This is a genomic window from Burkholderia cepacia (assembly GCF_001039005.1).
GTDB lineage: Bacteria > Pseudomonadota > Gammaproteobacteria > Burkholderiales > Burkholderiaceae > Burkholderia > Burkholderia theae.
In genome coordinates this window covers 323,660-341,533 of the sequence record NZ_LDWR01000011.1, presented here as the reverse complement: position 1 = coordinate 341,533, position 17,874 = coordinate 323,660, and the positions used below count along the sequence as shown (strand labels likewise).

The 17,874-nt window shown below is 68.1% G+C and carries 15 protein-coding genes; 11 read left to right on the top strand and 4 right to left on the bottom strand.

All coding sequences use genetic code 11. From position 1 onward, the window contains the following. Positions 1 to 36: 36 nt before the first annotated feature. The 3 genes from iolE to VL15_RS06570 are packed head-to-tail and all read right to left on the bottom strand — an operon-like array spanning position 37 to position 4,912. Positions 37 to 966 (bottom strand): myo-inosose-2 dehydratase, encoded by a 930-nt coding sequence (iolE, locus tag VL15_RS06580; protein ID WP_048244145.1) that lies wholly within the window; start codon positions 964 to 966, stop codon positions 37 to 39. 59 nt (positions 967 to 1,025) lie between these two features. Then, positions 1,026 to 2,909, bottom strand: coding sequence for a 3D-(3,5/4)-trihydroxycyclohexane-1,2-dione acylhydrolase (decyclizing) (gene iolD / locus VL15_RS06575; protein WP_048244143.1), 1,884 nt, complete (start codon positions 2,907 to 2,909; stop codon positions 1,026 to 1,028). A 47-nt stretch (positions 2,910 to 2,956) separates the two neighbouring features. After that, complete coding sequence (locus tag VL15_RS06570; RefSeq protein ID WP_048244141.1) at positions 2,957 to 4,912, bottom strand: bifunctional 5-dehydro-2-deoxygluconokinase/5-dehydro-2-deoxyphosphogluconate aldolase; 1,956 nt, start codon at positions 4,910 to 4,912, stop codon at positions 2,957 to 2,959. 306 nt (positions 4,913 to 5,218) lie between these two features. On the opposite strand from VL15_RS06570, the gene VL15_RS06565 reads away from it, so the two are divergent. From VL15_RS06565 to VL15_RS06530, 8 genes are all read left to right on the top strand, one after another. Further along, positions 5,219 to 6,145, top strand: a complete 927-nt coding sequence (locus VL15_RS06565; RefSeq protein WP_048244139.1) for a sugar ABC transporter substrate-binding protein — start codon at positions 5,219 to 5,221, stop codon at positions 6,143 to 6,145. A 68-nt stretch (positions 6,146 to 6,213) separates the two neighbouring features. Then, positions 6,214 to 7,809 (top strand): sugar ABC transporter ATP-binding protein, encoded by a 1,596-nt coding sequence (locus tag VL15_RS06560; RefSeq protein WP_048244137.1) that lies wholly within the window; start codon positions 6,214 to 6,216, stop codon positions 7,807 to 7,809. 26 nt (positions 7,810 to 7,835) lie between these two features. After that, a complete protein-coding gene (locus tag VL15_RS06555) occupies positions 7,836 to 8,861 on the top strand; it encodes an ABC transporter permease (RefSeq protein ID WP_048244135.1) in 1,026 nt (341 codons plus the stop codon). 44 nt (positions 8,862 to 8,905) lie between these two features. Further along, positions 8,906 to 9,817, top strand: a complete 912-nt coding sequence (locus VL15_RS06550; RefSeq protein ID WP_048244134.1) for a sugar phosphate isomerase/epimerase family protein — start codon at positions 8,906 to 8,908, stop codon at positions 9,815 to 9,817. A 59-nt stretch (positions 9,818 to 9,876) separates the two neighbouring features. After that, positions 9,877 to 10,890, top strand: coding sequence for a Gfo/Idh/MocA family oxidoreductase (locus VL15_RS06545; RefSeq protein ID WP_048244132.1), 1,014 nt, complete (start codon positions 9,877 to 9,879; stop codon positions 10,888 to 10,890). A gap of 39 nt (positions 10,891 to 10,929) precedes the next feature. Further along, positions 10,930 to 11,856 carry a TIM barrel protein gene (locus tag VL15_RS06540; protein WP_048244130.1) on the top strand — a complete coding sequence of 309 codons (927 nt, stop codon included), beginning with the start codon at positions 10,930 to 10,932 and terminating at the stop codon, positions 11,854 to 11,856. 43 nt (positions 11,857 to 11,899) lie between these two features. Further along, complete coding sequence (locus VL15_RS06535) at positions 11,900 to 13,072, top strand: Gfo/Idh/MocA family protein (protein WP_048244128.1); 1,173 nt, start codon at positions 11,900 to 11,902, stop codon at positions 13,070 to 13,072. A gap of 297 nt (positions 13,073 to 13,369) precedes the next feature. After that, positions 13,370 to 14,254, top strand: coding sequence for a MurR/RpiR family transcriptional regulator (locus VL15_RS06530; protein ID WP_048244127.1), 885 nt, complete (start codon positions 13,370 to 13,372; stop codon positions 14,252 to 14,254). A 64-nt stretch (positions 14,255 to 14,318) separates the two neighbouring features. Here VL15_RS06530 and VL15_RS06525 read toward each other — a convergent pair whose 3' ends face one another. Continuing rightward, complete coding sequence (locus VL15_RS06525) at positions 14,319 to 15,839, bottom strand: CoA-acylating methylmalonate-semialdehyde dehydrogenase (protein WP_048244125.1); 1,521 nt, start codon at positions 15,837 to 15,839, stop codon at positions 14,319 to 14,321. Between the two features lie 108 nt (positions 15,840 to 15,947). Between VL15_RS06525 and VL15_RS06520 the strand changes: the two genes are divergently transcribed. From VL15_RS06520 to VL15_RS06510, 3 genes are all read left to right on the top strand, one after another. Then, positions 15,948 to 16,883: a LysR family transcriptional regulator gene (locus tag VL15_RS06520; protein ID WP_048244123.1), complete on the top strand. Its 936-nt coding sequence runs from the start codon at positions 15,948 to 15,950 to the stop codon at positions 16,881 to 16,883. A gap of 116 nt (positions 16,884 to 16,999) precedes the next feature. Continuing rightward, positions 17,000 to 17,227, top strand: coding sequence for a sulfurtransferase TusA family protein (locus tag VL15_RS06515; RefSeq protein ID WP_006402122.1), 228 nt, complete (start codon positions 17,000 to 17,002; stop codon positions 17,225 to 17,227). Between the two features lie 197 nt (positions 17,228 to 17,424). Next, complete coding sequence (locus tag VL15_RS06510) at positions 17,425 to 17,859, top strand: hypothetical protein (protein ID WP_048244121.1); 435 nt, start codon at positions 17,425 to 17,427, stop codon at positions 17,857 to 17,859. The last annotated feature ends 15 nt before the right edge of the window (positions 17,860 to 17,874 follow it).

Sequence of the window (17,874 nt, the reverse complement as noted above, 5' to 3'; positions counted from 1 at the left end):
CAGGGTGAGGCTCAAGGGTCCAGGGGCGCCAGGGCGTTACGCGCTCAACCGGTCGACGATCGCGCGCAGCGATTCGTAACCCTTCTTCGCATACGCATAGCTCGGCGCGACGGCCGGATCCTGCTCGGCTTCCACGACGAGCCAGCCTTCGTAACCGGCGTCCTTCAGCGTGCGCAGCGTCGCGTCGTAGTCGAGCGCACCGTCGCCCGGCACCGTGAAGGTGCCGTTGATCACGCCGTTCAGGAAACTCCAGCCGTCGTTGCGCGCCTGCGTGACGACCTGCGCCCGCACGTCCTTGCAATGCACATGGACCACGCGCGACACGTGCTTCTTCAGCAGCGTTACCGGGTCGGCCGCGCCGCCGAAATACGCGTGGCCCGTGTCGAACAGCAGGAACACCTTGGCCGGGTCGGTCAGCGCCATCAGCCGGTCGACGTCGTCGGGCGACTCGACGTACGCGCCCATGTGGTGATGGTAGGCGAGCTTGATCCCGTACGTGTCGAGCAGGTGTGCGCCGAACGCGTCGAGGCGCGCCGCGTAGCGCTGCCACGCGGCATCGTCGACGAAGCGCGGCCGCTTCGCGACCGGCGTGTCGATGTTCCCCTGGATCGTGCCCGCGCATTCGCCGTAGACGACGACCTTCACGTCGTTGTACTGCAGCTTCGTCAGGTGTGCGCGGCAGCGTTCGATTTCGGCCGCGACCGCATCGGCGTCGCTCATGCCCGGTTCGACTTCCGCGAGAAAGCCCGAATACCAGCCCGACACGCACACGAGCCCGAACTCGGCGAGCTTCGCCTTCAGCTCGGGGCCCGTCTTCGGAAACTTGTTGCCGAGCTCGAAGCCCGCGTAGCCGATTTCGGCGCCTTCCTTCAGCGCCGTTTCGAGCGGCGTCTCGCCGCCGAGCGACGGCAGGTCGTCGTTCATCCACGACAGGGGATTGATGCCGATGCGGACGTTCCAGCTCATGGCGTGCTTCCTTGGTTCGAATGTTGGGTTCGCGATGCGGGTTCGTGGGTGGCGCGGCATCAGCGCCGCTGCCGGATCTTCGCGTCGATGTACGCGCGGTGCGCCTGCTCGACGCCGGCGCGCGCGGACACCTGCGGCACCGCGACTTCCCACCACGCGCCGCCGTCGTCGGTCGTGCGCGTGTGCGTGGTGTCGATCACGAGCACCTGGCTTGTCGTTGCCGCGCGTGCGCGCTTCATTTCGCTGCGCAGCTCGCCGACGTCGCGCACGTGCACGGCTTCGGCGCCCATCGCGCGCGCATGCATCGCGAAGTCGATCGTCGAGCGTTCGCCGCCTTCCGGCACGCAGTCGTCGAGCATGTTGTTGAAGCTCGCACCGCCGCAATTCAGCTGCAGCCGCTCGATGCAGCCGTAGCCGCGGTTGTCGAGGATCACGACGATGAGCTTGCGGCCGAGCATCACGGAGGTGGCGAGTTCCGCGTTGAGCATCATGTACGAGCCGTCGCCGACGATCACGATCACTTCGCGCTCGGGCCGCGCGAGTTTCGCGCCGAGGCCGCCCGCGACCTCGTAGCCCATGCACGAGTACGCATAGTCCATGTGGTAGTTGCCCGGCACGCCGCTGCGCCACAGCTTGTGCAGCTCGGCCGGCAGCGTGCCGGCCGCGCACACGACGAGATCGTCGCGCGCGCTGTCGCGCCCCGCGTCGGCCGCGGAATCGCGCACCGCGCCGATCACTTCCGCGTCGTACGGCAGCATGTCCTGCGGCACGCGCGTCGTCAGCTCGGTCACGCGCACGTTCCATGCGACGGCCTGATCGCGGTTGGCGGCCGTCCATGCCGGATCGGCGCGCCAGCCGGCCAGCGCGGCCGACAACTGGCCGAGGCCAGTGCGCGCATCGGCAACCAGTTGCCGGCCGCGCTTCTTGCCCGCGTCGAACGGCTGCACGTTCAGGCTCAGCAGCGTCGCGTCGCCATAGAGCGCGTGCGAGCCGGTGGTGAAGTCCTGCAGCCGCGTGCCGACCGCGAACACGACGTCGGCCTGCGCGGCCGCGCGGTTCGCGGCGGGCGAGCCCGTCACGCCGATCGACCCGAGGTTCAGCGGATGGTCCCACGCGAGGCTGCCCTTGCCGGCCTGCGATTCGGCGACCGGCACGCCGTGCGTATCCGCGAACGCGCGCAGCGCGTCCCACGCCTGGCTGTACAGCACGCCGCCGCCGGCGACGATCAGCGGTTTTTTCGCAGCCTTCAGCACGTCGAGCGCATCGGCGAGTTCGAGCGCGTCGGCCGGCGTCCGGCGCATCCGGATCACCGGCGGCGCGAAGAAATCCTCGGGCCAGTCGTACGCGAAGGTCTGCACGTCCTGCGGCAGCGCGAGACACACGGGGCCGCACTGCGCGGGGTCGGTCATCACCTGGATCGCGCGCGGCAGCGCGACGAGCAGCTGCTCGGGCGACGTGATCCGGTCGAAGTAGCGCGTGACGGGGCGGAAGCAGTCGTTCGCGCTGACGTCGCCCTGTTCGAAATCCTCGACCTGCTGCAGCACCGGGTCGGGCAGCCGCGACACGAACACGTCGCCGGGCAGCAGCAGCAGCGGCAGGCGGCCGACGTGCGCGAGCGCGGCCGACGTCAGCATGTTGGTCGCGCCGGGGCCGATGCTCGACGTCGCGGCCATCATCCGCTGGCGGAAGTTCGCTTTCGCGAACGCGACGGCCGCGTTGGCCATCCCTTGTTCGTTGTGCGCGCGGAACGTCGGCAGCCGGTCCCGCTCGGCGTGCAACGCTTCGCCGAGCCCGGCCACGTTGCCGTGGCCGAAGATCGCGAACACGCCGCCGCAGTACGGCAGGATCTCGGTGCGGCCGTCGGGCTGGACGACTTCGGCGCGCAGGGCGGCCAGGTAGCGCACGAGCGCCTGGCTGACGGTCAGTCTCACGGTAGGGGTCATCGTCGGTCAGTGAAGAAGGATCGGATCGGTCATGACGGGCACGCGCATCAGGCCGCGGCGGCGCGCGCGGCGCCGCGGCGGCCGAGCCATGCGTCCACGAGCTGCGCGAAGTTGCCGGCGACTTCGTCGACCAGCGCCTGGTCGTCGATCCGGCCGGCGAACCAGTTCAGCGACGCATCGACCCACAGCGTGCGCCCGACCATGAAACCCTTGACGATCGGGTTGGTCGCCGAGCGGAAGCTGTCGACCAGATATTGCAGCGGCTGGTTCAGCCCGAGGATCACCGCGCCGCGGCAATGCGGGTCGCGCTCGGCGATCAGCGCGGCGAGTCGCGTCCAGCCGTCGGCGCTCAGCGGCGTAAGCTTCCACCATTCGGGCATCACGCCGAGGTTGTAGAAGCGCGCAATCGTGCGCAGCACCGCGTCGTCCTCGGTGCCGGCCGGTGTGACCGCGCGCGGCGGAATCATTTCCAGCAGCAGCTCGTTGCCGCTGGCACGCGTGGCTTCCCACAGTTCCAGCACGCGCTGCTCCTGTTCGACGCGCAGGTCGACCTGGTCGTCGGGGTGATAGTGAACGAGGCACTTCACGACCTGTTCGGTCGGCCAGTGCGTGAGCGACGAGCCGACCGAGCGCGTGTCGTCGAAACGCAGCGGCCGCGAGCCCGGCAGCTCGACCGGGCGGCCGACCCACCAGCCGCGTCCGGTGGCCGACGCAAGCGCGTCGCTGCCGTAGCCGCCGCCGTCGATCAGCACGCCGACATGGCCTTCGATATGACGATCGCGCTCGACCTGCTCGACCGCACGCACGAGCAGGCGCTTCAGCGTCTTGATCCGCGCTTCGTCCGCGCCGGCCTGCACCGCGAGTTCGTAGAACTGGCTGCGATGGTCGAACGCCATCACGCACAGGTCGTCCCATTCGCGGCGCGGCACCGTGACGCGATGCAGGTGCGCGAGCGTGCGATCGGCGTCGACCACCGGATTGCGGTTGCCGTCGAACCAGTGCGCGAGTTCGGCCGGCGTCGGCATCGCGGCCGAGCACGCATGGCGCGACACGACGATCGCGCCGCACGCGTTCGCGATGCGCGTCGACTCGGCCCAGTCGCGGCCGCGCAGCAGCCCCGACAGCAGGCCCGACAGGAACGCGTCGCCCGCGCCGAGCACGTTGAGCACCTCGACGCGTTCGCCGAGAAACGTCGGCGCATCGTCGATGCGCGCGGGGATGTCGCCCTCGATCACGCAGCAGCCGAGCGCGCCACGCTTGACGACCAGCGCGGCGTTCGTGATCCCGCGCACCGCCCGCAGCGAACCGATCAGGTCGTGCGGCACGCCGCCCGCGATCAGGAATTCCTCCTCGGTGCCGACCAGCAGGTCGAATTCGCCGAGCACCTGCTGCAACTGCCGCGTCACCTGCGCGTCCGGCACGTAGCGGTTCTCGCCCGCGCCGCGCGCAGTCAGCCCCCACAGCACCGGCCGGTAGTCGATGTCGAGGATCCGCACGACGCCGTGGCGGCGTGCGTAGCCGAGCGCGGTCAGCGACGCTTCGCGCGTGGCCGGCGTCGAAAGATGCGTGCCGGTGATTGCGAGCGCGCGGCAGCCGGCGATGAAGTCCTCGCGGATCTCGTCGGCGCGCACGGCCATGTCCGCGCAGTTCTCGCGCACGAACAGCAGCGGGAACGTGTCGCGATCCTTCAGTCCGAGCAGCACCAGCGCGGTGAGGCGCTCGCGGTCGGTCTGCAGCTGGCTCGTGTCGCAGCCTTCGCGCTCGAGCGTCTCGCGCAGGAAGCGGCCCATCTGCTCGTCGCCGACGCGCGAGATCATCGCGGTCTTCAGCCCGAGCCGGGCCACGCCGAACGCGACGTTGCCCGACGAGCCGCCGAGATACATCTGGAAGCTGCGCGCGTCCTCCAGGCGGCTGCCGTACTGCTGCGCATAGAGATCCACGGCCACGCGGCCGAGGCAGGCGAGATCGATGGGGCGGTCACTCGGAAAGTTCAGCAGGCTCATATCACGTGTCACGCTCGCGGCCGGCGTTCGGCGCTGCCGGCAGATTAGGGGACCGATCCGCCGGTGGCGGTCCGCATCGTGCGCTGCACGACGCGAGGCTGCCTGCCGCAAGGAATCGGGCTACGGACGCAGTCTAGACTTTTTGGAAATCCAGTTCCCTAGGTGAAATCACGTAGAAATAAATTTCCAAAATTTCGAGGAAGTGATCTACAGTTTCATCCGGATGCTTCAGTCCGTATCGGACTCGGCCCGGCGGCGCGCAACGTGCCGTCTTCCGCCCCCCGGAGATGAGGAGACAGAGTGATCATGAAGACCAAGCTGATGGCCGTCGCGGCCGCCGCGATCCTGGCTGCGCCGCTCGCGCATGCCGAGAAGATCGGCGTGACGATGGCGTCGTTCGACGACACGTTCCTGACGATCCTGCGTAACAGCATCACCGACGCGGCGAAGAAGGACGGCGCGACGGTGCAGATCGAGGATGGCGGCAATGACGTCGGCAAGCAGTTGAGCCAGGTCCAGAACATGATCGCGCAGAAGGTCGACGCGATCATCGTGAACGCGGTCGACACCGACGCGACGCCGAAGATCACGAAGATGGTGACGGCCGCGAAGATCCCGCTCGTCTACGTGAACCGCAAGCCGGTCGATTTCGACAAGCTGCCGGCCGGCGTCGCGGTCGTCGCGTCCGACGAGAAGCAGTCGGGCACGCTGCAGGCGCGCCAGGTGTGCAAGCTGCTCGGCGGCAAGGGCGACATCCTGGTGCTGATGGGCGAGCTGTCCAACGAATCGGCGCGCGCCCGCACCAAGGACATCGAGGACGTGATCGCGACGAAGGAATGCTCGGGCATGAAGATCGTCGACAAGCGCGAAGGCAAGTGGAGCCGCACGCAGGGCCAGGACATCACGATGAACTGGCTGAGCTCCGGGACGAAGTTCGACGCGATCGTGTCGAACAACGACGAAATGGCGATCGGCGCGATCAACGCGCTGAAGGCCGCGCGCAAATTGACGCCGAAGACCGTCGTCGCCGGCATCGACGCGACGCCGGACGGCCTTGCTTCGATGAAGAGCGGCGAACTGAAGGTGTCGGTGTACCAGAACGCGGCCGGGCAGGGCGCGCAGGCGGTTGCCACGGCGCTCAAGCTCGCGAAGAAGCAGAACGTCGATCGCTACGTGAACGTGCCGTTCGAACTCGTGACGCCCGAGAACATGAACCAGTACGCCAAGCACTGATCGGTTTTCCGTTGAACTGCGCGAACCCGGCATGGCCGGGTTCGCGTGCGACTTGTCGAGGAACGTCCATGTTTACAGCCAGGATCGCGCGCCCGATGGCCGGCGGCGACGCGCCGGCCTCTTCGTCCGGAGGATCGCCCGGCGCGTCCGGATCGTCCGGTTCACCGGCTTCTTCCACCGCCGACTGCGTGCTCGAGGTGCGCGGCGTCGGCAAGTCCTTTCCCGGCGTCGTCGCGCTCGACGGCGTGCAGTTCCGCGTGCGCCGCGGCACCGTCCATGCGCTGATGGGCGAGAACGGCGCGGGCAAGTCGACGCTGATGAAGATCATCGCGGGCGTCTACACGCCCGACCAGGGCGAAATCCTGATCAACGGCGAACCCGTCGTGCTGAACGGTCCGCTCGATGCGCTCAATCGCGGGATCGCGATGATCCATCAGGAACTCAACCTGATGCCGTACATGACGGTCGCGGAGAACATCTGGATCCGCCGCGAACCGAAGAACCGCTTCGGCCTGATCGATCACGCGGAACTGCGCCGCCGCACGGCCGCGCTGTTCGAGCGGCTGTCGATCGACATCGATCCGGAAACCGACGTGCGCACGCTGACGGTCGCGAGCCGCCAGATGGTCGAGATCGCGAAGGCCGTGTCGTTCGACTCGGACGTGCTGATCATGGACGAACCGACGTCGGCGCTGACCGACAAGGAAGTCACGCACCTGTTCCGGATCATTCGCCAGCTGCGCGAGCAGGGCAAGGGCATCGTCTACATCACGCACAAGATGAACGAGCTGTTCGAGATCGCCGACGAATTCTCGGTGTTCCGCGACGGCAAGTACATCGGCACGCATGCATCGACCGACGTCACGCGCGACGACATCATCCGCATGATGGTCGGCCGCGAGATCACGCAGATGTTCCCGAAGGAGGAGGTGCCGATCGGCGACGTCGTGCTGTCGGTGAAGAACCTCGGCGTCGACGGCGTGTTTCGCGACGTGAGCTTCGAGCTGCGCGCGGGCGAGATTCTCGGCGTCGCGGGCCTGGTCGGCTCGGGGCGGTCGAACGTTGCGGAGGCGCTGTTCGGCGTCGTGCCGGCCACGACCGGCGAGATCCGGATCGACGGCAAGCCGGTGCGGATCGCGACGCCCGCGCAGGCGATGAAGCACGGGATGGCATTCCTGACCGAGGACCGCAAGGACACCGGCTGCTTCCTGAATCTCGACCTGCTCGCGAACATGGAAGCGGCCGTGCTCAGCAACCGCTACGTGAAGTTCAACTTCGTGCGGCAGGCGCAGCTCAAGCGCGACTGCGAGGAAATGAGCCGGACGCTGCGCGTGAAGACGCCCGGGCTGCACGAGGAGATCCAGAACCTGTCGGGCGGCAACCAGCAGAAGGTGCTGATCGGCCGCTGGCTGCTCACGCAGCCGCGCATCCTGATCCTCGACGAACCGACGCGCGGCATCGACGTCGGCGCGAAGGCGGAGATCCATCGGCTCGTCAGCGCACTCGCCGGCAAGGGCGTCGCGGTGCTGATGATCTCGTCGGAGATGCCGGAGGTGCTGGGCATGAGCGACCGGATCATGGTGATGCACGAAGGGCGCATGACCGGCATCGTCGAACGCAAGGACGCCGACCAGGTCCGCATCATGGATCTCGCGTCGCGCTGAGCCGAACCAAGATTGGAGACAAAGAAATGGGCAACCTGAACCCGGTCGCGGATGCGCAGACCATGACGATCAAGGCGCGGCACACGAAGTGGCCGCCCGAGCTGAGCATCTTTCTGGTGCTGGTCGGCATCAGCCTGTTCTTCGAGATCGTCGGCTGGATCGTCGTCGGCCAGAGCTTCCTGTTCAACGCCGAGCGGCTCGAGATCATCGTGCTGCAGATGGCCGTGATCGGCATCATCGCGGTCGGCGTGAACCTCGTGATCATCACCAGCGGGATCGACCTGTCGTCGGGGTCGGTCGTGGCCGCCGCGGCCGTCGTGTCGGCGAGCCTCGCGCAGGTGTCCGACTTCCCGCGCGCGGTGTTTCCGCACCTGACCGACCTGCCGATCATCTGGCCCGTGCTGGCCGGCGTGTGCGTCGGGCTGTTGGTCGGCCTGCTGAACGGCTCGCTGATCGCGCTGACCGGCATCCCGCCGTTCATCGCGACGCTCGGCACGATGGTGGCCGCACGCGGGTTCGCGAAATGGTTCACCAACGGGATGCCGGTGTCGATGCTGACCGACCCGTTCGCGGCGATCGGCGCGGGCGCCAACCCGGTGATCATCTTTCTCGTGATCGCCGCGATCTTCCACGTCGTGCTGCGCTACACGCGTTTCGGCAAGTACACGTACGCGATCGGCGCGAACCGTCATGCGGCCGTCGTGTCGGGCATCAACGTCACGCGTCACCTGATCTTCGTCTACGCGATCGCGGGCCTCCTGAGCGGGATCGCCGGCACCGTGACGGCCGCGCGCGCGATCTCGGGCCAGTCTGGCATGGGCGTGATGTACGAACTCGATGCGATCGCGGCGGTCGTGATCGGCGGCACGTCGCTGTCGGGCGGCCTCGGCCGCGTGACGGGCACGGTGATCGGCGTGCTGATCCTCGGCGTGATGACGTCGGGTTTCACGTTCATCCGCATCGACGCGTATTACCAGGAGATGGTCAAGGGCGCGATCATCGTCGCGGCCGTGATCGCCGACCAGTACCGCAACAAGAAGTCGCGTCGCTGACCTTTGCCGGTCCGACCGGAATCCGCTATCGACAAGGAATCCTGATGAAGATCGCGCTGGACCCTTACATGATTCGCCACCTGCCGCTCGACCGGCTGCCGCACGCGGTGGCCGAGCTCGGCTACGACCAGATCGAGCTGTCGCCGCGCAGCGACTTTCTCGACTGGTGGGTGATGCCGCGCGCGACGCGCGAGCGCATGGCCGGGTTCCGGCAGGCGATGCGAGCGAGCGGCGTCGGCCTCGCGTCGCTGCAGCCGATGTACCGGTGGGCGAGCCCGTTCGAGGACGAGCGGTCATGGGCCGTGCGCTGCTGGAAGCGGGCGATCGAGGTCGCGGTCGAGATGGAGTGCACGCTGATGGTGTCGGAATTCGGCCGCGGCGCGTCGCCCGAACGCTCGGTCGGCGAGCGGCCCGGCGCGAACCCGAAGGAGCTGTGCGAAGCCGCGTGGTTCCGGTCGATGGACGAGCTGCTGCCGATCCTCGAGCGCGAGCGCATCGTGCTGTCGGTCGAGCCGCATCCGGAGGACTGGATCGAGCAGCTGCAGCCGGCCATCGACATCGTCACGAACCTCGGCTCGCCGTCGCTGAAACTGTCGTACATCGCGCCGCACACGTTCTACTACGGCGACGACATGGCCGCGATGATCGCGCAGGCCGCGCCGATCCTCGCGCACGTGCGCGTGGCCGACACCTTCGACCACCGCAAGAGCAGCCAGCTGCGCTACATCGTGAACCCGCCCGGTTCGAACCAGATCCGCGTGCACCAGCATCTCGACATCGGCCAGGGCGAGATCGACTGGGACGTGTTCTTCCGCGCGCTCGGCGCCGCGGGTTTCGACGGCGTGATGTCGTCGTGCGTGTTCGCGTGGGAGGACCGCGCGGAAGCGTCGTCGCGCTACATGCGCGACACGATCCAGCGCTACGTCGATCGCCATTTCGATCGCGCGGCGCGCTGAACGATTGTTGATCGGCGCGGCACGGGCCGCGCCGCTGATGAATGACTGGAGACCTCTAGATGACCTTGCAAATCGGCGTGATCGGCTGCGGCGCGATCGGCCAAGACCACATCCGCAGATTGACCCGTACGCTGTCCGGCGCGCGCGTCGTGGCCGTCAACGACATCGATCCGCAGCAGGCGCGCGATGCGGTGTCGAAGTTCGGGCTCGATGCCGAGATCTATGCCGACGGCCATGACGTGGTCGCGGCCGCCGACGTGCAGGCCGTGCTCGTCACGTCGTGGGGGCCGACGCACGAAGCGTTCGTGCTCGACGCGATCGCGCACGGCAAGCCGGTGTTCTGCGAGAAGCCGCTCGCCGTCACGGCCGAAGGCTGCATGCGGATCGTCGAAGCCGAAGTCGCGCACGGCAAACGGCTCGTGCAGGTCGGCTTCATGCGGCCTTACGACGAAGGTTATCGCGCGCTGAAGCGCGTGATCGACAGCGGCGAGATCGGCGCGCCGCTGATGCTGCATTGCGCGCACCGCAACCAGTCGGTCGGCGACCGCTACACGACCGACATGGCGATCACCGACACGCTGATCCACGAGCTCGACGTGCTGCGCTGGCTGCTCGGCGAGGACTACACGAGCGCGCAGGTCGTCTATCCGAAGAAGACGCGCCATGCGTCGGCGCATCTCGCCGATCCGCAGATCGTGCTGCTGGAAACCGCGAGCGGCGTGCGCATCGACGTCGAGATCTTCGTGAACTGCCAGTACGGCTACGACATCCAGTGCGAGGTGGTCGGCGAGCAGGGCATCGCGAAGCTGCCCGATCCGCCGGCCGTGGGGCTCAAGCGCGCGGCGCGGCAATCGGTCGAGATCATGACCGACTGGAAGGAGCGTTTCATCGCGTCGTACGACGTCGAGCTGCAGGCGTTCATCGACGGCGTGCGGCAGGGTGCGCTCACCGGCCCGTCCGCATGGGACGGCTACGCGGCGGCGGTCGCGGCCGACGCGTGCGTGCGTGCACAGCGCAGCGGCGCGGTCGAGCCGATCGCGATGGCCGATCGCCCCGCGTTCTATCGCGGCTGAACCGTGGCCGCGCGCCGCTGACCTGCCGGACTGACCGACATGACGATGAAGATAGGTTGCGCACCGTGCTGCTGGGGTGTCGACGACGTGAAGAACCCGCACCTGCCGCCGTGGCGGCACGTGCTCGCCGAGGCCGCGCAGGCCGGCTATTCGGGCATCGAGCTTGGGCCCTACGGCTATATCCCGCTCGAACTCGACGTCGTGAGCGCCGAGCTCGAGCGGCAGCGCCTGAGCATCACCGCCGGCACGATCTTCGACGATCTCGTGTCGCCGGAGAACCTGCCGAACCTGTTGCGCCAGACGCGCGAGATCTGCGCGCTGATCACGCGGCTGCCGAAGCTGCCGACGCAGCAGGGCCAGCGCTACGCGGCGCCGTACCTGGTCGTGATGGACTGGGGGCACGAAGAACGCGATTACGCGGCCGGCCATGCCGATCGCGCGCCGCGGCTGTCCGACGAACGTTGGGCGCGCATGGTCGACCACGTCCGGCAGATCGCGACGCTCGCGCGCGACGAGTTCGGCGTGCGCGCGGTGATCCATCCGCATGCGGGCGGCTACATCGAGTTCGCGGACGAGATCGACCGGATCGTTGCCGATCTTCCGGCCGACACGGCCGGCCTCTGTCTCGACACGGGCCACCTGCATTACTCGGGTATGGACCCGGAGACGTGGCTGCGCCGCCATGCGGCGCGCCTCGACTACGTGCATTTCAAGGACATCGACGCGGCCGTGTACGACGCGGTGATGGGCGAGCACATCGCGTTCTTCGCCGCGTGTGCGCGCGGCGTGATGTGCCCGATCGGCACCGGCGTGCTCGACTACCGGGCGATCCGGCGCGCGCTCGACGACATCGGCTACGCGGGCTATATCACGATCGAACAGGAGCGCGATCCGCGCAATGCCGGCACGAGCCTGCGCGACGTCGCCGCGAGCCGCGCGTTTCTCGCGTCGGCCGGCTTCGCATGAGCTTCGCATGAACCCCTGAACACGGACCAGGAACACCACCATCATGATTGACGGACAGATTCTGCTTGGACATTCGATTCGCTGGGGCATGGTCGGCGGCGGGCTCGGCAGCCAGATCGGCTACAGCCACCGGTCGGCCGCGTTGCGCGACGGCAGCTTCCAGCTGGTTGCCGGCGCGTTCGACATCGATCCCGAGCGCGGCCGCCAGTTCGGCGTGAAGCTCGGCGTCGCGGCGGACCGTTGTTATCCCGACTACGCGACGATGTTCGAGGCCGAGGCGCGCCACCCGGACGGCATCCGCGCGGTGTCGATCGCGACGCCGAACAACACGCACTTCGAGATCTGCCGCGCCGCGCTGAACGCGGGGCTGCACGTGGTCTGCGAGAAGCCGCTGTGCTTCACGACCGAGGAGGCCGAGACGCTGCAGCGCCTGTCGGTCGAGAAGAATCGGATCGTCGGTGTCGCATACGGCTACTCGGGTCACCAGATGATCGAACAGGCGCGCGAGATGATCGCGCGCGGCGATCTCGGCGAGATCCGCATCGTGCAGATGCAGTTCGCGCACGGGTTCCACAGCGAGGGTGTCGAGGCCGCGAGCGCGGCCGCGCGCTGGCGCGTCGACCCGAAGTTCGCGGGCCCGAGCTACGTGCTCGGCGATATCGGCACGCATCCGCTGTACATCTCCGAGGTGATGGCGCCCGAGCTGAAGATCCGGCGGCTGATGTGTTCGCGGCAGAGCTTCGTGAAGAGCCGCGCGCCGCTCGAGGACAACGCGTTCACGATCATGGAGTACGAATCGGGCGCGATCGGCTACGTGTGGTCGAGCGCGGTGAACGCCGGCTCGATGCACAGCCAGAAGGTGAGGGTGATCGGCTCGAAGGCGAGCGTCGAATGGTGGGACGAACATCCGAACCAGTTGCGCTACGAAGTGCAGGGGCAGCCCGCGCAGGTGCTCGATCGCGGGATGGGTTATCTGCATCCGCACGCATTGCGCGAGGATCGCATCGGCGCCGGGCATCCGGAAGGGCTGTTCGAGGCCTGGTCGAACCTATACCAGCGCTTCGCGCTCGCGATGGACGCGGCCGATCGCGGCGACGCCGCGGCGTTGAAGTCGATCCGCTTTCCGGACGTCCACGCGGGCGTCGAGGGCGTTCGGTGGGTCGAGAACTGCGTGCGTTCCGCCGACGCGGGCAGCGTGTGGGTCGACTATCGCTGAGTCGAACCCGACGGGCCGGCTGCGGCGCTGCGTACCGCTTCGCACCGGCAGCCGGCCTCGATGGGCACTCGGTAGACGCCCTAATCTTTACGACGCCGCGAGAGCGTTGGACAATCGCTTCCAGTCCTGCCGTGGAGCGTGTGCAAGTGATGATCGAGCGCGTGGGAGCGAACCGCGCGGCGCGGGCCGTGCCGCAAACGTGATTAAATTCGCCCTTCACGCATGTATCCAGGTGAGTCCCGGGCCGCGTCCGTCCGTATCGCGCGCGCATCGGGGCCGTCAACTTCGCGCTATCCGATGAGTTCATCCGAGAAACCTCCCGCCACCGTCGAGCAGTTCCTGCAGCATCTGACGCAGGAATACGACGGCCTCAGCAATCGCCTGAAGGTCATTGCGCGCCACGTGGAAACCCATCGGGACCAACTTGGGCTGGAAGGCATCCAGTCGCTCGCGGAGGCGTGCGGCGTCCAGCCGTCCGCAGTCGTGCGCTTCGCGAAGCATTTCGGCTTCTCCGGCTTCTCCGAGATGCAGCGGGTGTTCCGCGAAGGGCTCGCGCAGCAGATCGCGCCGGGGCGCGCATACAACCTGCGGTTGCGCGACGTGATCGAATCGGGCTCGTCGAGCCTGCAGCCCGAGCAGATCGCCGACGAATTCATCAAGGGCAGCATTGCCGGGATGCAGCAGCTGCGGCAGACGCTCGACCCGCAGGCGCTCGCGCAGGCCGTCGACCTGCTCGCCGACACGCAGGCCATCTGGATCGCGGGCTCGCGGCGCGCGTTTCCGATCGCCGTGTATCTCGACTATGCGCTGCAGCACACCGACAAGCGCATCGGGCTGTTCAGCGCGCTCGGCAGCATGCATCTCGGGCAGATCCGGTCGGTGCGCAAGGGCGACGTGATGATCGTCATCTCGTTCATGCCGTATGCGGACGAGACCGTGCAGGTCGCGCAGCAGGCCGTGCAGCGCGGCGCGCGCCTGATCGCGATCACCGACAGCCGGATGAGCCCGCTCGCGCGGGAGGCCGAGGTGACGCTGATGGTGCAGGACAGCGAGACGTTCGGCTTCCGCGCGCTGACGGCCACGATGGGCCTCGCGCAGAGCCTGTTCGTCGCGCTCGCGTACCGGCTCGAACTGTCGTACCTACCGACCGCGGACGGTGCGCACGGCACCAAAGCCGGCTGACGGGTTACGGGTTCTACCGGCACACCGCCCGCGCAATCGATCGGCGGGCGGCGTACCGCCTGGCTTACTTCGCGGTCGGCATCGCGAATTCGGCGCCCTTGCCGATGCTCGACGACCAGCGCTGCATCACCGACTTCTGGCGCGTATAGAAACGCACGCCTTCCTCGCCGTACGCGTGCATGTCGCCGAACAGGCTCTTCTTCCAGCCGCCGAAGCCATGCCACGCCATCGGCACCGGAATCGGCACGTTGATGCCGACCATCCCGACCTGGATGCGCCGCGCGAATTCGCGCGCGATACCGCCGTCGCTCGTGAAGCACGACACGCCGTTGCCGAACTCGTGCGCGTTGATCAGGTCGACCGCTTCGCCGAAATCCTTCACGCGCACGCAGCCGAGTACGGGCCCGAAGATTTCTTCCTGGTAGATCCGCATGTCGGGCGTCACGTGGTCGAACAGCGTGCCGCCGGTGAAGAAGCCTGCTTCGCGGCCCGGCACGCGCAGCCCGCGGCCGTCGACCACCAGTTGCGCGCCTTCGCTCACGCCTTGCTCGATATAACCTTCGATGCGCTTCAGCGCTTCGCCGGTGACGATCGGGCCCATCTCGACTTCCGGCGACATGCCGTCGCCGATCACCAGCTTGCGCGCGCGCTCGGCCACGGCCGGCACGATCTTGTCCGCGACGTCGCCGACCAGCACTGCGACGCTGATCGCCATGCAGCGCTCGCCGGCCGAGCCGTACGCGGCGCCGATCAGCGCGTCGACGGCCTGCTCGATGTTCGCATCGGGCATCACGACCAGATGGTTCTTCGCGCCGCCGAGCGCCTGTACGCGCTTGCCGGACTGCACCGCGCGCTGCTGCACGTAGGCCGCGATCGGCGTCGAGCCGACGAAGCTCACGGCCTGCACGTCCGGGTGGTCGAGCAGCGCGTCGACCGCGCCCTTGTCGCCCTGCACGACGTTGAACACGCCGGCCGGCAGCCCGGCCTGCGTGAGCAGGTCGGCGATGAACAATGCCGCCGACGGGTCGCGCTCGCTCGGCTTCAGCACGAACGTGTTGCCCGTCGCGATCGCGACCGGGAACATCCAGCACGGCACCATGCACGGGAAGTTGAACGGCGTGATGCCCGCGACGACGCCGAGCGGCTGGCGCATCGTCCAGTTGTCGATGCCGGTGCTGACCTGGTCGGTGAAATCGCCCTTCAGGAGCTGCGGCACGCCGCACGCGAATTCGATGATGTCGATGCCGCGCGCGACTTCGCCCTGCGCGTCGGAGAACACCTTGCCGTGCTCGGCCGTGATGATCGCCGCGAGCGTGTCCTGGTGCTCGTTCATCAGCTGCAGGAAGCGGTGCAGCACGCGCGCGCGACGGATCGGCGGCGTCGCGGCCCAGGCCGGGAACGCGGCGTGGGCGGAGGCGACGGCCTGCTGCACTTCGCTGTCGTCGGCGAGCGCCACGCGGCGCACCGCGCGGCCGAGCGCCGGGTTGAGGACGTCCTGGAAGCGGCCGCTGCGGCCGGCAACGGGCGCGCCGTCGACATAGTGGCCGACGTCGGCATCGGACGTATACGCGGGAACCGGATTCATCGTGTCTCCTGGGGATGAGGGGGAACGGAACCTAGTCTAGGGAAACCGGCAGGGCGGGAGAAGACCGCGCAACTTGATTCACTGTTCAGAATTCTGAATAATCGATGGATGAATCAGCAAAATGTCCAGGCGCTCTGGCCGCATATCCATTCGCTGACGGTATTGGCCGCGGCCGGCAGTTTCACGGCCGCCGCGCAGCGGCTCGGCATCAGCAAGGCCGCGATGAGCCAGCGCATCGCCGATCTCGAAAAGGCGGCCGGCGTGCCGCTCGTGCGCCGCACGACGCGCAGCGTGCGGCTCACCGATGCGGGCCAGACGCTCGTCGACAGCACGCGCGACGCGTTCGAGTCGATCGGGCAGCATTTCGCGCGCGTGAAGGATCTCGCCGGCGAGCCGCGCGGCCTGCTGCGCGTGACGGCACCGGTCGCGCTCGGGCGCCAGCAGGTCGTGCCGCATCTGCCCGATTTCCTGCGGCAGCATCCTGGCGTGCACATCGAGCTCGACCTGTCGGACCGGCTGCATTCGCTGACGCAGGAGGGTTTCGACCTCGCGATCCGCCATACCACCATCGCGCCGCAGACCCACGTCGCGTGGAAGCTGTGCGACACGCGCTCGCTGCTCGTCGCGAGCCGCGACTATCTCGACGCGCGCGGCGCGCCGAGGCACCCGAGCGAACTCGTCGATCACAGCTGCCTGTGCTACCTGCGCGACAACGAGCCGGCCGCATGGAGCTTCGAGCCGGACGGCCGGCGGCGCCAGCGCGTGAGCGTGCCGGTGCGCGGCAGTTTCGCGGCGAACAACAGCGAGGCGATGCGCGAGGCCGCGCTCGGCGGGCTCGGCATCGCGCTGCTGCCGGATTTCAGCGCGCGGCGCGATCTCGACGCCGGCCGGCTCGTCGCGCTGCTCGACGGCTGGCGGCCGTCGGGCGCGTTCGGCGACCACATTTTCGCGATCCGTCCGTACAGCCCGGTCGTGCCGAGCGCGGTGCGCGCGCTCGTGCGGCACTTGCGCGAACGGCTCGCGGGCGGCTTTTCCGGCACGTGACGCCGGTGCCCGCGGGCGCCGGGCCGCGGCCGCCCGGGCGGCCGCGGCGGCGCTGCGGTAAAATCGCTGCTTCCTCCCGCGCCGCGTGTGGCGCGTCATTCGAAGGTCGACAGCCGATGCAGATTCACAAGGAAGTGGACGCGCGCGGGCTTAATTGCCCGTTGCCGATCCTGCGTGCCAAGAAAGCGCTTGCCGATATGGAAAGCGGGCAGATCCTCAAGGTGCTCGCGACCGATCCGGGTTCGCAGCGCGATTTCGCCGCGTTCGCGAAGCAGACGGGCAACGAGATCGTCGAATCGACGACGCAGGACAAGACCTTCGTGTTCCTGATGCGCCGCCGCTGACGGCCCGCATCGCGTGTCCGCCGCGCCCGGCGCCGGCCGGCCGCGCCTCTGACAATTCTTAAACCTCGCTTCGTTGCCTGCTGCGTATACTGACGCGGCCGGTCATCCGCTCGCAGCGGAGGCACCGGCCACGGTACGTCACAGGGCGGGCACGGGGGCCATGCCTGACGCTACCGTCGTACAAACGGGGAGAGGACATGTCCTTCAGACCAGGGACCATTCGAAGTCCATCCGAAGCGGGATGCATCGCGCCTGTGCGCGCGTCGGAGCTGAGCCGTATCGAGCTCGATCCGCAACAGGATCGCCACGCGCGTGCCGCGCTGGAGGCCTACGCGGATTCGGCCGCGGCCGAGATGCCGTGGCTGGCCGAGTGGCTCGACGAACGGCTGCGCGATGCCGCGCAGGACGACGGCTCGGGCCCGACCTACTGCGGTGCGACGATCGAGCGGGTGTTCGATCTGGCGCAGGCGTGGGCGGCGGGCCAGCCCGACTACGCGGCCAGCGCGTGGGAACGCGTGCGCGGCCAGTTGCAGCGGATGCTCGCGCAACCGGCGCCGCCGGAACCGCTGTCGCACCGGGTGACGGCCGACGATTTCGCCGAGCCGGTAGCCGGCATCGCGGGCGCCGACTAGGCGTCCGATTGAACG

Excerpts from the sequence above, each read along its gene's own strand:
- iolE (WP_048244145.1), bottom strand. The coding sequence starts at position 966 with ATGAGCTGGAACGTCCGCATCGGCATCAATCCCCTGTCGTGGATGAAC.
- iolD (WP_048244143.1), bottom strand. The coding sequence starts at position 2,909 with ATGACCCCTACCGTGAGACTGACCGTCAGCCAGGCGCTCGTGCGCTAC.
- VL15_RS06570 (WP_048244141.1), bottom strand. The coding sequence starts at position 4,912 with ATGAGCCTGCTGAACTTTCCGAGTGACCGCCCCATCGATCTCGCCTGC.
- VL15_RS06565 (WP_048244139.1), top strand. The coding sequence starts at position 5,219 with ATGAAGACCAAGCTGATGGCCGTCGCGGCCGCCGCGATCCTGGCTGCG.
- VL15_RS06560 (WP_048244137.1), top strand. The coding sequence starts at position 6,214 with ATGTTTACAGCCAGGATCGCGCGCCCGATGGCCGGCGGCGACGCGCCG.
- VL15_RS06555 (WP_048244135.1), top strand. The coding sequence starts at position 7,836 with ATGGGCAACCTGAACCCGGTCGCGGATGCGCAGACCATGACGATCAAG.
- VL15_RS06550 (WP_048244134.1), top strand. The coding sequence starts at position 8,906 with ATGAAGATCGCGCTGGACCCTTACATGATTCGCCACCTGCCGCTCGAC.
- VL15_RS06545 (WP_048244132.1), top strand. The coding sequence starts at position 9,877 with ATGACCTTGCAAATCGGCGTGATCGGCTGCGGCGCGATCGGCCAAGAC.
- VL15_RS06540 (WP_048244130.1), top strand. The coding sequence starts at position 10,930 with ATGACGATGAAGATAGGTTGCGCACCGTGCTGCTGGGGTGTCGACGAC.
- VL15_RS06535 (WP_048244128.1), top strand. The coding sequence starts at position 11,900 with ATGATTGACGGACAGATTCTGCTTGGACATTCGATTCGCTGGGGCATG.
- VL15_RS06530 (WP_048244127.1), top strand. The coding sequence starts at position 13,370 with ATGAGTTCATCCGAGAAACCTCCCGCCACCGTCGAGCAGTTCCTGCAG.
- VL15_RS06525 (WP_048244125.1), bottom strand. The coding sequence starts at position 15,839 with ATGAATCCGGTTCCCGCGTATACGTCCGATGCCGACGTCGGCCACTAT.
- VL15_RS06520 (WP_048244123.1), top strand. The coding sequence starts at position 15,948 with ATGAATCAGCAAAATGTCCAGGCGCTCTGGCCGCATATCCATTCGCTG.
- VL15_RS06515 (WP_006402122.1), top strand. The coding sequence starts at position 17,000 with ATGCAGATTCACAAGGAAGTGGACGCGCGCGGGCTTAATTGCCCGTTG.
- VL15_RS06510 (WP_048244121.1), top strand. The coding sequence starts at position 17,425 with ATGTCCTTCAGACCAGGGACCATTCGAAGTCCATCCGAAGCGGGATGC.